We start from the raw sequence: 13,936 nt of genomic DNA, 5'->3' as shown, positions 1-13,936 counted from the left end.
GACGATCATCGAGTAATTCAAGTCAAAGGCCACAGGGGCATAGCTCAATTGGCAGAGCGTCGGTCTCCAAAACCGAAGGTTGGGGGTTCGAGACCCTCTGCCCCTGCCAACGATCAGCGATAAGCGAACGTTGGTCCTGGTGGTCAAGGCAAGCCCGCGGGAGTCATCTCGGCGGGCTTTGCTGCTGGTGGGTTCGCTGAATATGTTTTCAAGCGAACAATGGCCGCGACGCAGAATCGCGGCACGGAAGTGAGTTCAATGTCCAATCCTCAAGTCGAAACCGTCACGACGGGCGCCGACAAGGTCAAGCTGGCTGGCGCAGTATTGCTGCTGGTCGCGGCGATCGTGGCGTTCTACGTGCTGAGCAAGCAAGGTCCGTGGGTCCAGTGGGGCGCGCTGATCGTGTTGCTGGCAGCGGCGGTGGCTGCGTTCTTCACCTCCGAATCCGGCAAGTCGCTGATCGCCTACGGTCAGGATTCGATCAAGGAAGTGGGCAAGGTAGTCTGGCCGACCCGCAAGGAAGCCGGCCAGATGACGCTGTATGTGTTCGCGTTCGTCGTCGTGATGGCGCTGTTCCTGTGGCTGACCGACAAGACACTGGAATGGGCGCTGTACGACCTGATCCTGGGTTGGAAGCGCTGAGCGGCAACGGATAGGGACCGAGATGAGCGAAGATCAAAACGTCGTTGCCACCGAGTCGACCGCCCCCGCGGGTCCGGCCAAGCGCTGGTATGTCGTGCACGCCTACTCCGGCATGGAGAAGGCCGTGGAGCGCAACCTGCGTGAGCGCATCGACCGCGCGGGCATGCAGGACAAGTTCGGTCGCATCCTGGTGCCGACCGAAGAAGTCGTCGAATTGAAGAACGGCAAGAAGGCTGTCACCGAGCGCCGTTTCTTCCCGGGCTATGTCCTGGTCGAGATGGTCATGGACGATGACAGCTGGCACCTGGTCAAGCACACGTCGAAGGTCACCGGTTTCGTCGGTGGCGCGAAGAACCGCCCGGCGCCGATTTCGGAAGCCGAGGTGATGAAGATCGTCAACCAGATGCAGGAAGGCGTGGACAAGCCGAAGCCGAAGGTCGAATGGATCGTCGGCGAGATTGTCCGGGTCAAGGAAGGCCCGTTCACCGACTTCAACGGCAGCATCGAGGAAGTCAACTACGACAAGTCGAAGTTGCGCGTGTCGGTGACGATCTTCGGGCGCGCGACGCCTGTCGAGCTGGACTTCGCCCAGGTCGAGAAGGTCTGATCGTCCGGAATCGGCGTGGCGGCTACTGGCCGCCATTGCTCATTCCGGCGCAAGTACAAGAGCTCGCAGATGCTCGACGGCGAAAGCCGGCGCAATCTGCCGTGACCAGTCCGCAACGAGAGGCGGGCAAGAGGAGCAAGGGTAAGCCGATTCCGGCGAGTCCCTTGCGTTAGCACTCAGGCGACACGGCGTGGCCGTCGCGTTGCCATCAGGAGAAATCATGGCCAAGAAGATTGTCGGCTACATCAAGCTGCAAATCCCGGCCGGCAAGGCGAACCCGTCGCCTCCCGTCGGTCCCGCGCTGGGTCAGCGTGGTCTGAACATCATGGAATTCTGTAAGGCGTTCAACGCCCAGACGCAGAGCTATGAGCCGGGCCTCAAGCTGCCCGTCGTGATCACCGCCTTCGCGGACAAGAGCTTCACCTTCATCATCAAGTCGCCCCCGGCGACCGTGCTGCTGAAGAAGGCTGCCAAGATCGACAAGGGCTCGCAGCGCCCCCATCTGGACAAGGTCGGCAAGCTGACCCGCGCCCAGCTGGAAGAGATCGCCAAGACCAAGCAGAAGGACCTGACGGCCGCCGACATGGATGCCGCAGTCCGTACCATCGCCGGCTCCGCCCGTTCGATGGGCATCATCGTGGAGGGTGTCTGACATGGCCAAGCTGACCAAGCGTCAACAAGCCCTGCAGGGCAAGGTCGAGTCGACCAAGCTGTACGCGCTGACCGACGCGCTGAACCTCGTCAAGGAATGCGCGACCGCCAAGTTCGATGAAGCCATCGACGTGTCGATCCAGCTGGGCGTCGACGCGAAGAAGTCGGACCAGGTGGTTCGCGGCGCCGTCGTGATGCCCAACGGCATCGGCAAGACCAAGCGCGTCGCCGTGTTCGCACAAGGCGCCAAGGCTGAAGAAGCCAAGGCCGCCGGCGCCGACGTCGTCGGCATGGAAGACCTGGCCGAGCGCGTCAAGGCGGGTGACATGCCCTTCGACGTCGTGATCGCCTCGCCGGACACGATGCGCATCGTCGGTACCCTGGGTCAGATCCTGGGCCCGCGCGGCCTGATGCCAAACCCGAAGGTCGGCACCGTGACCCCGGACGTCGCCACCGCCGTCAAGAACGCCAAGGCTGGTCAAGTCCAGTTCCGCGTCGACAAGGCCGGCATCATCCACGGCACGATCGGCCGTCGCTCGTTCGACACCGACAAGCTGGAAGGCAACCTGCGCGCGCTGGTTGAAGCCCTGAACAAGGCCAAGCCGGCCTCGAGCAAGGGCATCTACCTGCGCAAGATCGCTGTCTCGTCGACGATGGGCGTTGGCGCCCGCGTGGACGTCGGCACGATCAACGCCGCAGCGGCCGCCTGAGGCTTCATTCAATTGAGGCGTCACGCGAGTCTGGCGTGCGCCGATGAATTGGTGGGCTGGCCGGGGAAACCCGGCCAGGTCATCCAAGACCGCTGGCGAGAGTTCCCGCAGTTCGGGGAGCTCGCTTAATCGGAGGCTCCGGCTTCCAGCCAGCGCAGATGGCGGTCCCGCTGAAAGGATTCGAATCGCGATTCGTCGCGATGGGTTCCTGACAGAAGGTCGCTGATTCCGGTGCCCGAGACGCGATGGTCATCCATCGCATCGAGGGCGAAATGTGAGGAGTAGACCTTGAGTCTCAATCGCAACGAGAAAGCAGCCGTCGTGTCCGACGTGGCAGCGCAAGCCGCCAAGTCCCAGACGCTGGCGCTGGCTGAGTACCGTGGCCTCACCGTTGAAGCCCTGAACAAGCTGCGCGTCGATGCGCGTGCCAAGGGTGTGTATCTTCACGTGCTGAAGAACACCCTGGCCCGTCGCGCCGTCGCCGGCACCTCGTTCGAGGCTGCAACGGACGCCATGGTCGGCCCGCTGATCTACGGCTTTTCGGAAGACGCTGTCGCGGCTGCCAAAGTCCTCGCCGACTTTGCCAAGACCAACGACAAGCTCGTCATCAAGGGCGGTGCCTACGGCGGCAAGGCTCTGGACGTCAACGGCGTGAAAGCGCTGGCGGCTGTCCCGACCAAGGAAGTCCTGCTGTCGCAGATCGCCGGCCTGCTCAAGTCGCCGGTGCAACGCACCGCGGCCGTGCTGGCTGCCCTGGCTCAGCAGAAGGGCGGCGGCGCCGAAGCCGCAGCCGAAGAAGCTCCTGCCGCGGCCTGATCGACGCTGCATTCGCGCAATCAAATCTCTCTGTATTTAGGAACCTATCATGGCATTCGACAAAGACGCTTTCCTGGCTGCCCTGGACAGCATGACCGTTCTGGAACTGAACGACCTGGTCAAGGCGATTGAAGAGAAGTTCGGCGTGTCCGCCGCTTCGATGGCCGCTCCGGCCGCTGGCGGCGCTGCCGCTGGTGGCGCTGCCGCCGCTGAAGAAAAGACCGAGTTCAACGTCGTCCTGACGGACGCCGGCGCCAACAAGGTCTCGGTCATCAAGGCCGTTCGCGAAATCACCGGCCTGGGCCTGAAGGAAGCCAAGGACCTGGTCGACGGCGCTCCGAAGCCCGTCAAGGAAGGCATCGCCAAGGCCGACGCCGAAGCTGCCAAGAAGAAGCTGGAAGAAGCCGGCGCCAAGGTCGAACTCAAGTAAGACCTTGTTGGGATCGGATGACCTGTTCATCCGGTCTCGCACCGCGAGAGGGGTGGCCCGCCAGGGCCTCCCCTTTCCTCGTTTCAGGGTATGTCCCCGTCAGGTTCCGGTTGACAAAGAGCAATCGAAAGCATCGTGCTGTATCATGCACGGTTCTTTCGAGTGTTCTCTGATCCGACTGCAGAGAACGGTTTGGTCGGACCGCGGTTCAGCCGCGGCGTCACGCGTGGGGTGCAACGCCCTCCGTGCCGCCCGGTGATCGGGGTTGTCCGCCAGCGGTTGGTAGTGGCCAACCACCAAGCTTCGGGTGCAACGCCCGAACAGCCAGTCGCCGACGCAGCGCGCCTCCAGGCCAGGGGCGCGCTCGACACGGAGTCTTTATGGCGCAAGCAACCCCCTACAGCTACACCGAGCGCAAGCGCATCCGCAAGAGCTTCGGCAAGCGCGTGAGCGTGCTCAACGTTCCGTACCTGTTGACGATGCAGAAGGAGTCGTATGTCGACTTCCTGCAGAAGGATGTCGCTCCCCTGAAGCGCAAACCGGAAGGCCTGCAAGCGGCATTCCTGTCCACGTTCCCGATCGTGTCGCACAACGGGTTCGTGGAAATGAAGTTCCTCGAATTCAACATCGCCAAGCCGCCGTTCGACGTGCGCGAATGCCAGCAGCGCGGCCTGACCTTCGCCGCCGCCGTGCGCGCGAAGCTGCAGATGATCATCTACGACCGGGAAAGCCCGCAGCCGAAGACGGTCAAGGAGATCAAGGAGCAAGAGGTCTACATGGGCGAAGTGCCGCTCATGACCGACTACGGCTCGTTCATCATCAATGGCACCGAGCGTGTCATCGTGTCGCAGCTGCACCGCTCGCCCGGCGTGTTCTTCGAGCACGACAAGGGCAAGACCCACTCGTCCGGCAAGCTGCTGTTCTCGGCCCGCATCATTCCGTATCGCGGCTCGTGGCTGGACTTCGAGTTCGACCCGAAGGACATCCTGTACTTCCGCGTCGACCGCCGCCGCAAGATGCCGGTCACGATCCTGCTCAAGGCCATCGGCCTGAATCCCGGGCAGATCCTGGCGCACTTCTTCGTGTTCGACAATTTCCGCCTGATGGATTCGGGCGCCCAGATGGAGTTCGTGGCCGAACGCCTGAAGGGGGAGGTCGCGCGCTTCGACATCACCGACAAGAGCGGCAACGTGCTGGTCGAGAAGGACAAGCGCATCACCGCCCGCCACGTGCGCCAGCTGGAGCAGTCCGGCACGCAGCACGTGACCGTGCCGGAAGACTTCCTGCTGGGCCGCGTCCTGGCGAAGAACATGGTCGACCCGGACACCGGCGAGATCATCGCGAAGGCCAACGACGAGTTGACCGACTCGCTGCTGAAGAAGCTGCGCGGCGCCGGCATCAAGGACATCCAGTGCCTGTTCACGAACGAACTGGATGAAGGCGCGTACATCAGCCAGACGCTGGCCTCGGACGAGACCGCCGACCAGCTGGCCGCGCGCGTGGCGATCTATCGCATGATGCGCCCCGGCGAGCCGCCGACGGAAGACGCCGTCGAAGCGCTGTTCAACCGCCTGTTCTACAGCGACGACACGTACGACCTGTCGCGCGTCGGCCGGATGAAGTTCAACGCCCGCGTGGGCCGCGACATCCCGACCGGTGCGATGACCCTGTCGAACGAGGACATCCTGGACGTCGTCAAGATCCTGGTCGAACTGCGCAATGGCCGCGGCGAGGTCGATGACATCGACCACCTGGGCAACCGCCGGGTGCGTTGCGTCGGCGAACTGGCCGAGAACCAGTACCGCTCGGGTCTGGCCCGGATCGAGAAGGCCGTCAAGGAGCGTCTGGGCCAGGCCGAGACCGAAGCCCTGATGCCGCACGACCTGATCAACTCCAAGCCGATCTCCGCGGCGCTGAAGGAGTTCTTCGGTGCGTCGCAGCTGTCGCAGTTCATGGACCAGACCAACCCGCTGTCCGAGATCACGCACAAGCGTCGTGTCTCGGCCCTGGGCCCGGGCGGTCTGACCCGCGAGCGCGCCGGCTTCGAAGTCCGCGACGTGCACCCGACCCACTATGGCCGCGTCTGCCCGATCGAAACGCCGGAAGGCCCGAACATCGGTCTGATCAACTCGCTGGCGCTGTATGCGCGCCTGAACGAGTACGGCTTCCTGGAGACGCCGTATCGCCGCGTGGTCGACTCGAAGGTCACCAACCAGATCGACTACCTGTCGGCCATCGAGGAAGGCAAGTACGTGATCGCCCAGGCGAACGCGTCGCTGAACGAGAGCGGTCAACTGGTCGACGAGCTGGTCTCCGCGCGTGAGAACGGCGAATCGGTGCTGACCTCGCCCGAGCGCATCCAGTACATGGACGTGGCGCCGACGCAGATCGTGTCGGTGGCGGCCTCGCTGGTGCCGTTCCTGGAGCACGACGACGCGAACCGCGCGCTGATGGGCGCCAACATGCAGCGTCAGGCCGTTCCGACCCTGCGTCCGGAAAAGGCTTTCGTGGGCACGGGCGTCGAGCGCGTGGCCGCGAAGGACTCGGGCACGGTGGTGGCCGCGCGCCGCGGCGGCGTGGTCGACTACGTCGACACGAACCGCATCGTGATCCGCGTGAACGATGACGAGACCGTGGCCGGTGAAGTCGGTGTCGACATCTACAACCTGATCAAGTATCAGCGTAGCAACCAGAACACCAACATCCATCAGCGTCCGATCGTCAAGCGGGGCGACCGCGTCGCCGCGGAAGACATCATCGCCGACGGCGCCTCGACCGACCTGGGTGAACTGGCGCTGGGCCAGAACATGCTGGTCGCGTTCATGCCGTGGAACGGCTACAACTTCGAAGACTCGATCCTGATCTCCGAACGCGTGGTGGCCGAAGACCGCTACACCTCGATCCACATCGAGGAACTGGTGGTCATGGCGCGTGACACGAAGCTGGGTTCCGAGGAAATCACCCGCGACATCCCGAACCTGAGCGAACAGCAACTGGCTCGTCTGGACGAATCCGGCATCGTGTACATCGGTGCCGAGGTGAACCCGGGCGACGTGCTGGTCGGCAAGGTCACGCCCAAGGGCGAGACCACGCTGACGCCGGAAGAGAAGCTGCTGCGCGCGATCTTCGGCGAGAAGGCCTCGGACGTGAAGGACACGTCGCTGCGCGTGGACCAGGGCACCAACGGCACCGTCATCGACGTGCAGGTGTTCACCCGTGAAGGCATCCAGCGCGACAAGCGCGCCCAGCAGATCATCGACGACGAGCTGAAGCGCTTCCGCCTGGACCTGAACGACCAGCTGCGCATCGTGGAAGCCGACGCGTTCGACCGCGTCGAGAAGCTGCTGACCGGCAAGGTCGCCAATGGGGGTCCGAAGAAGATCACCAAGGGCACCGTCATCACCAAGGACTATCTGGCCGAGGTCGAGAAGTTCCACTGGTTCGACGTCCGTCCCGCCGAGGATGACATCGCCAACCAGCTGGAGTCGATCAAGAACTCGCTGGAGCAGACCCGTCACAGCTTCGACCTCGCCTATGACGAGAAGCGCAAGAAGCTGACGCAGGGCGACGAGCTGCCGGCCGGCGTGCTGAAGATGGTCAAGGTGTACCTGGCCGTCAAGCGCCGCCTGCAACCTGGCGACAAGATGGCCGGCCGTCACGGCAACAAGGGTGTCGTGTCCAAGATCACCCCGATCGAGGACATGCCCTACATGGCCGACGGCACGCCCGCCGACATCGTGCTGAACCCGCTGGGCGTCCCGTCGCGGATGAACGTGGGCCAGGTGCTGGAAGTGCACCTGGGCTGGGCCGGCAAGGGCATCGGCCAGCGCATCGGCGACATGCTCCAGCGCGAAGCCCGCGTGGCCGAGCTGCGCGACTTCATGGACCAGCTGTTCAACCAGAACGGCGGCAAGTCCGAGGACCTGGCGCAACTGAGCGACGAGGAAGTGCTGGGCATGGCCCGCAACCTGCAGCATGGCGCGACCTTCGCGACCCCCGTCTTCGACGGCGCGAAGGAGCAGGAAATCCGCGCGATGCTGAAGCTGGCCTATCCGGACGACATCGCCGCGAAGAAGGGCCTCACGCCCAGCCGCACGCAGGCCTTCCTGTATGACGGCCGCACCGGCGAGCAGTTCGAGCGCCCGACCACCATCGGCTACATGCACGTGCTGAAGCTGCATCACCTGGTGGACGACAAGATGCACGCCCGTTCGACCGGTCCGTACTCGCTCGTCACCCAGCAGCCGCTGGGCGGCAAGGCGCAGTTCGGCGGCCAGCGTTTCGGTGAGATGGAAGTCTGGGCGCTGGAAGCCTACGGCGCCTCGTACATCCTGCAGGAAATGCTGACGGTGAAGTCCGACGACGTGAACGGCCGCACCAAGGTGTACGAGTCCATCGTCAAGGGCGAGCATTCGATCGAAGCCGGCATGCCCGAGTCGTTCAATGTGCTGGTGAAGGAAATCCGTTCGCTGGGCATCGACATCGAGCTCGAGCGCAACTAAAGGGAACAGGAGAATCGTATGAAGGGTTTGTTGGACCTGTTCAAGCAATTCACGCCGGACGAGCATTTCGACGCGATCAAGATCGGGCTGGCCTCGCCCGAGAAGATCCGCTCGTGGTCGTTCGGTGAAGTGAAGAAGCCCGAGACCATCAACTACCGGACGTTCAAGCCGGAGCGCGATGGCCTCTTCTGCGCCAAGATCTTCGGCCCGATCAAGGACTACGAGTGCCTGTGCGGCAAGTACAAGCGCCTGAAGCACCGCGGCGTGATCTGCGAGAAGTGCGGCGTCGAAGTGACCCAGACCAAGGTGCGCCGCGAGCGCATGGGCCACATCGAGCTGGCCGCGCCTTGCGCCCACATCTGGTTCCTGAAGTCGCTGCCGTCGCGCCTGGGCCTGGTGCTCGACATGACGCTGCGCGACATCGAGCGCGTGCTGTACTTCGAGGCGTACGTGGTGGTGGACCCCGGCATGACCCCGCTGAAGAAGTTCAGCATCATGTCCGAGGACGACTACGACGCCAAGCGCGCCGAGTACGGTGACGAGTTCATCGCGCTGATGGGCGCCGAAGGCATCCAGAAGCTGCTGGCCGAGATGGATCTCGACGTCGAGATCGATCGCCTGCGCAACGACATGACCGGCTCCGAGCTGAAGGTCAAGAAGAACTCCAAGCGCCTCAAGGTGATGGAGGCCTTCAAGCGTTCGGGCATCAAGCCGAACTGGATGGTCATGGAAGTGCTGCCGGTGCTGCCGCCGGACCTGCGTCCGCTGGTGCCGCTGGACGGCGGCCGCTTCGCGACCTCCGACCTGAACGACCTCTACCGTCGCGTCATCAACCGCAACAACCGCCTGGCCCGTCTGCTCGAGCTGAAGGCCCCTGAAATCATCGTGCGCAATGAAAAGCGCATGCTGCAGGAAGCCGTCGACTCGCTGCTGGACAACGGCCGCCGCGGCAAGGCGATGACCGGCGCGAACAAGCGTGCCCTGAAGTCGCTGGCCGACATGATCAAGGGCAAGAGCGGCCGCTTCCGCCAGAACCTGCTGGGCAAGCGCGTCGACTACTCGGGCCGTTCGGTCATCACCGTGGGCCCGACGCTCAAGCTGCATCAGTGCGGCCTGCCCAAGCTGATGGCGCTGGAGCTGTTCAAGCCCTTCATCTTCTCGCGCCTGGAAGCGATGGGCATCGCGACCACGATCAAGGCCGCGAAGAAGGAAGTCGAGAGCGGCACCCCGGTCGTCTGGGACATCCTGGAAGAGGTCATCAAGGAGCACCCGGTCCTGCTGAACCGCGCGCCGACGCTGCACCGCCTGGGCATCCAGGCGTTCGAGCCGGTGCTGATCGAAGGCAAGGCGATCCAGCTGCATCCGCTGGTCTGCGCGGCGTTCAACGCCGACTTCGACGGTGACCAGATGGCCGTCCACGTGCCGCTGTCGATCGAAGCGCAGATGGAAGCCCGCGTGCTGATGCTGGCCTCGAACAACGTGCTGTTCCCGGCCTCGGGCGAGCCGTCGATCGTGCCGTCGCAGGACGTGGTGCTGGGGCTGTACTACGCGACCCGCGAGCGCACCAACGGCAAGGGCGAGGGCATGGTCTTCTCGGACATCCCCGAGATGATCCGCGCGCTGGAGAACGGCGCGGTGGAGATCACCGCCAAGATCAGCGTCCGCCTGACCGAGTACGCGAAGCACAAGGACACGGGCGAGTGGATCCCCGAGACCAAGCTCGTGGACACGACCGTCGGCCGCGCGCTGCTGTCGGAGATCCTGCCCAAGGGCCTGCCGTTCAGCAACATCAACAAGGCGCTGAAGAAGAAGGAAATCTCGCGCCTGATCAACACGTCCTTCCGCAAGTGCGGCCTGAAGGAAACCGTGGTGCTGGCGGACAAGCTGCTGCAGTCCGGTTTCAAGCTGGCCACGCGCGCCGGCATCTCGATCGCCATCGACGACATGCTGGTGCCCAAGCAGAAGGCCGAGCTGATCGACCGCGCCGAGAAGGAAGTCAAGGAGATCGAGCAGCAGTACGTCTCGGGTCTGGTGACCGCCGGCGAGCGCTACAACAAGGTCGTCGACATCTGGGGCAAGACCGGTGACGAAGTCGGCAAGGTCATGATGTCGCAGCTGTCCAAGGAGAAGATCCTGGACCGCAACGGCAAGGAAGTGGAGCAGGAGTCCTTCAACTCCATCTACATGATGGCCGACTCGGGCGCGCGGGGTTCCGCGGCGCAGATCCGCCAGCTGGCCGGCATGCGCGGCCTGATGGCCAAGCCGGACGGCTCCATCATCGAGACGCCGATCACGGCGAACTTCCGTGAAGGCCTGAACGTTCTGCAGTACTTCATCTCCACCCACGGCGCCCGGAAGGGCCTGGCGGACACGGCGCTGAAGACCGCGAACTCCGGCTACCTGACGCGCCGCCTGGTGGACGTCACGCAGGATCTGGTCGTGACCGAGCCCGATTGCGGCACCGACAACGGCATCAACATGCGCGCCCTGGTGGAAGGCGGTGAGGTGATCGAGTCGCTGCGCGACCGCATCCTGGGCCGCGTGGCCGCGATCGACGTGATGCACCCGGAAACGCAGGCCGTCCTGCTGACCGCGGGCAACATGCTCGACGAGGACACGCTGGACGTGCTGGAAGCCGCCGGCGTCGACGAGGTCAAGGTCCGCACGCCGCTGACCTGCGGCACGCGCTTCGGCCTGTGCGCCAAGTGCTACGGCCGTGACCTGGGTCGCGGCGGCATGGTCAACACCGGTGAGGCCGTGGGCGTGATCGCCGCGCAGTCGATCGGCGAGCCGGGCACGCAGCTGACGATGCGGACCTTCCACATCGGTGGCGCGGCGTCGCGTGCGGCGGTGGCCTCGAGCGTGGAAGCCAAGTCGGACGGCATCATCGGCTTCAACGCCACGATGCGCTACGTCACGAACGGCAAGGGCGAACTGGTGGTGATCTCGCGTTCCGGCGAAATCATCATCACCGACCCGCACGGCCGCGAGCGCGAGCGTCACAAGGTGCCGTACGGTGCCCTGCTGAACATCAAGGCCGACCAGACCATCAAGGCCGGCACGATCCTGGCGAACTGGGACCCGCTGACCCGCCCGATCATCACGGAATTCGCCGGCCAGGCGAAGTTCGAGAACGTCGAGGAAGGCGTCACCGTGGCCAAGCAGGTCGACGAGGTGACGGGTCTGTCGACGCTGGTCGTGATCGACCCGAAGCGTCGCGGCGCCGCCAAGGTCGTCCGCCCGCAGGTCAAGCTGCTGGACGCCAATGGCCAGGAAGTGAAGATCCCCGGCACCGATCACTCGGTGACGATCGGCTTCCAGGTCGGCTCGCTGGTGCAGATCCGTGACGGCCAGGACCTGGCGCCCGGTGAAGTCCTCGCCCGCATCCCGGTGGAAGGTCAGAAGACCCGCGACATTACCGGCGGTCTGCCGCGTGTGGCCGAGCTCTTCGAAGCCCGTTCGCCGAAGGACGCCGGCTTCCTGGCGGAACAGACCGGCACGGTCTCGTTCGGCAAGGAGACCAAGGGCAAGGTCCGCCTCGAGATCACCGATCCGGAAGGCCGCAAGCACGAGCTGCTGGTGCCCAAGGAGAAGAACATCCTGGTGCACGAAGGCCAGGTGGTGAATCGCGGCGAACTGGTCGTCGACGGTCCGGCGGATCCGCAGGACATCCTGCGCCTGCTGGGCATCGAGGAACTGGCCCGCTACATCGTCGACGAGGTCCAGGACGTGTATCGACTCCAGGGCGTGAAGATCAACGACAAGCACATCGAGGTGATCGTTCGCCAGATGCTGCGTCGGGTGCAGATCACGAACCCGGGCGATTCGTCGTACATCGCCGGCGAGCAGGTGGAGCGTTCGGAGCTGCTGGACACCAACGATCGCCTGCGCGGCGAGGGCAAGATGACCGCCACGCACGCCGATGTGCTGCTGGGCATCACGAAGGCCTCGCTGTCGACGGACTCGTTCATCTCGGCGGCGTCGTTCCAGGAAACGACCCGCGTGCTGACCGAAGCCGCGATCATGGGCAAGCGCGACGAACTCCGCGGTCTGAAGGAGAACGTGATCGTGGGTCGTCTGATCCCGGCCGGTACCGGCATGGCCTTCCACCAGGCCCGCCGCGCCAAGGAAGAGATGGACGACGCCGAGCGCCGTTCCATCGCGATCCAGGAGGCCGAGGAGATGGCCGCCGTGCAGCTGTCCGCGCTCGACGCGGCCAGCGACGCCGGCACCTCCGAGTAAGTCAGGCTTCGGCCAGGCCGCTTGCGGCCTGGTGGCAAGCGCGAGGCTGCCGTCCCGAAAGGGCGGCAGCCTTTTTCTTTGCGGAAGGCGCTCAGCCGTTCGGGACGTTGAGCTTCAGCCAGGCGGACGGGGACAGGATGGGAAGCCCGAACCTGGCGGCACGCTTGCCCACCTTCAGCACGGCGCGGTCGCGTGAAATCAGCCAGGTGGGCTGCAAGGCGGCGCACGAGAGGCCAAGGTCGATGAACTTCTGATCGTCGGGATCGCTGCAGCGCGGTCGCGCGATCCCGAGTGCCGGCGCATCCACCAGGCGGCAATGACGCTCGAAGGCCGCGTGGATGCGCGACGTGTCTGGGGAATAACGGGCCGCGACACCTCTCCCGATGACATGCAGGAGCTCCGCCTTCATCGCCTCCGTGGCGATCCAATGCAGGCGCCTGCTCTCCAGCGCGGCGATGAGGGGCAACAGGCTCGGCTCATCGAACACCAGCCAATCCATGACGACCTGCGTGTCCAGGATCAGGAGCGGGATGGGGGCGTCAGCGTTGCCGGAATGCTGCGCAATTGCGGGGGAATCAGCGTCGTTCATAGGGTTCGGAAGCATAGCGCCTTGTGCGTTTTCATCGAACTCGCCTACAATCGCCGGCTCTCCAGCATGTCTTGATGCGTCCCGAGTCCAGGTTTCGAACCGGACGCGGGGTTGATCCGAGCGTGGTGCCGCAAGGCGCTGCGCTTTTGTCGCTTGTGGAACGCCTCGATCTCGCGCGGTTCCGCAAGGCCGAGACCGGCTGGGGTTGTGACTTCAAACGGGAACAAGTTACTTATGCCAACCATCAATCAGCTCGTTCGCCACGGTCGTGAGACCGAGGTGACGAAATCCAAGTCGCCGGCCATGCAGTCGTGCCCGCAACGTCGTGGCGTCTGCACCCGCGTGTACACCACCACTCCGAAGAAGCCGAACTCGGCACTTCGCAAGGTCGCCAAGGTGCGCCTGACCAACGGTTTCGAGGTCATCTCGTACATCGGCGGTGAAGGCCACAACCTGCAAGAGCACAGCGTCGTGCTGGTGCGCGGCGGCCGTGTCAAGGACTTGCCGGGTGTGCGTTATCACATCGTCCGCGGTTCGCTGGACCTGCAGGGCGTCAAGGATCGCAAGCAGTCGCGTTCCAAGTACGGCGCGAAGCGTCCGAAGAAGGCCTAATCAGCCAACGGTCTTGGTGGCCGAGAGGTCATCGATTTTTGCGGCCCGAGTGCATGTGCACCGGCAGCCGAGTAAGTGGATCCCCCCAGATGTCGGTGGAGATCCGCGGCGGGGCGAGAGCCCTGACCAACTGAA

General features: G+C 64.2%; 10 protein-coding genes and 1 tRNA gene. 10 read left to right on the top strand and 1 reads right to left on the bottom strand.

All coding sequences use genetic code 11. The features are described 5' to 3' along the window. Positions 1–33: 33 nt before the first annotated feature. From ACEN96_RS26755 to rpoC, 9 genes are all read left to right on the top strand, one after another. Positions 34–109, top strand: a tRNA-Trp gene (locus tag ACEN96_RS26755). 149 nt (positions 110–258) lie between these two features. Beyond that, a complete protein-coding gene (secE, locus tag ACEN96_RS26750) occupies positions 259–642 on the top strand; it encodes a preprotein translocase subunit SecE (protein WP_495586009.1) in 384 nt (127 codons plus the stop codon). Between the two features lie 22 nt (positions 643–664). Then, positions 665–1,249 (top strand): transcription termination/antitermination protein NusG, encoded by a 585-nt coding sequence (gene nusG / locus ACEN96_RS26745; RefSeq protein ID WP_091731642.1) that lies wholly within the window; start codon positions 665–667, stop codon positions 1,247–1,249. A 220-nt stretch (positions 1,250–1,469) separates the two neighbouring features. Then, entirely contained in the window at positions 1,470–1,901 is a 432-nt protein-coding gene (gene rplK, locus ACEN96_RS26740) for a 50S ribosomal protein L11 (protein ID WP_091728125.1), read from the top strand. A 1-nt stretch (position 1,902) separates the two neighbouring features. Further along, entirely contained in the window at positions 1,903–2,610 is a 708-nt protein-coding gene (gene rplA, locus ACEN96_RS26735) for a 50S ribosomal protein L1 (protein WP_495586008.1), read from the top strand. A 288-nt stretch (positions 2,611–2,898) separates the two neighbouring features. Continuing rightward, positions 2,899–3,426 (top strand): 50S ribosomal protein L10, encoded by a 528-nt coding sequence (gene rplJ, locus ACEN96_RS26730; RefSeq protein WP_495586007.1) that lies wholly within the window; start codon positions 2,899–2,901, stop codon positions 3,424–3,426. Between the two features lie 49 nt (positions 3,427–3,475). Then, positions 3,476–3,856, top strand: coding sequence for a 50S ribosomal protein L7/L12 (gene rplL / locus ACEN96_RS26725; RefSeq protein WP_091728117.1), 381 nt, complete (start codon positions 3,476–3,478; stop codon positions 3,854–3,856). Positions 3,857–4,236: 380 nt separating this feature from the next. Then, complete coding sequence (rpoB, locus tag ACEN96_RS26720) at positions 4,237–8,358, top strand: DNA-directed RNA polymerase subunit beta (protein ID WP_495586006.1); 4,122 nt, start codon at positions 4,237–4,239, stop codon at positions 8,356–8,358. A gap of 18 nt (positions 8,359–8,376) precedes the next feature. Beyond that, positions 8,377–12,600, top strand: coding sequence for a DNA-directed RNA polymerase subunit beta' (rpoC, locus tag ACEN96_RS26715; RefSeq protein ID WP_495586005.1), 4,224 nt, complete (start codon positions 8,377–8,379; stop codon positions 12,598–12,600). A 91-nt stretch (positions 12,601–12,691) separates the two neighbouring features. On the opposite strand, the gene ACEN96_RS26710 is transcribed toward rpoC, so the two are convergent. Next, a complete protein-coding gene (locus tag ACEN96_RS26710) occupies positions 12,692–13,189 on the bottom strand; it encodes a PIN domain-containing protein (protein WP_495586004.1) in 498 nt (165 codons plus the stop codon). Positions 13,190–13,423: 234 nt separating this feature from the next. Between ACEN96_RS26710 and rpsL the strand changes: the two genes are divergently transcribed. Further along, the gene (gene rpsL, locus ACEN96_RS26705) at positions 13,424–13,801 is read left to right on the top strand and encodes a 30S ribosomal protein S12 (protein WP_058933591.1); all 378 of its coding nucleotides are present in this window, start codon (positions 13,424–13,426) and stop codon (positions 13,799–13,801) included. The last annotated feature ends 135 nt before the right edge of the window (positions 13,802–13,936 follow it).

Source organism: Roseateles sp. Mitsp63, from assembly GCF_059491535.1.
Note: the sequence above shows the minus strand (reverse complement) of the source record. Positions and strands in the feature narration are given on the sequence as shown.

Coding starts and splice junctions, on each gene's coding strand:
- rpoC (WP_495586005.1), top strand. CDS start 8,377: ATGAAGGGTTTGTTGGACCTGTTCAAGCAATTCACGCCGGACGAGCAT.
- rplL (WP_091728117.1), top strand. CDS start 3,476: ATGGCATTCGACAAAGACGCTTTCCTGGCTGCCCTGGACAGCATGACC.
- ACEN96_RS26710 (WP_495586004.1), bottom strand. CDS start 13,189: ATGAACGACGCTGATTCCCCCGCAATTGCGCAGCATTCCGGCAACGCT.
- rpsL (WP_058933591.1), top strand. CDS start 13,424: ATGCCAACCATCAATCAGCTCGTTCGCCACGGTCGTGAGACCGAGGTG.
- rplA (WP_495586008.1), top strand. CDS start 1,903: ATGGCCAAGCTGACCAAGCGTCAACAAGCCCTGCAGGGCAAGGTCGAG.
- rplK (WP_091728125.1), top strand. CDS start 1,470: ATGGCCAAGAAGATTGTCGGCTACATCAAGCTGCAAATCCCGGCCGGC.
- rpoB (WP_495586006.1), top strand. CDS start 4,237: ATGGCGCAAGCAACCCCCTACAGCTACACCGAGCGCAAGCGCATCCGC.
- nusG (WP_091731642.1), top strand. CDS start 665: ATGAGCGAAGATCAAAACGTCGTTGCCACCGAGTCGACCGCCCCCGCG.
- secE (WP_495586009.1), top strand. CDS start 259: ATGTCCAATCCTCAAGTCGAAACCGTCACGACGGGCGCCGACAAGGTC.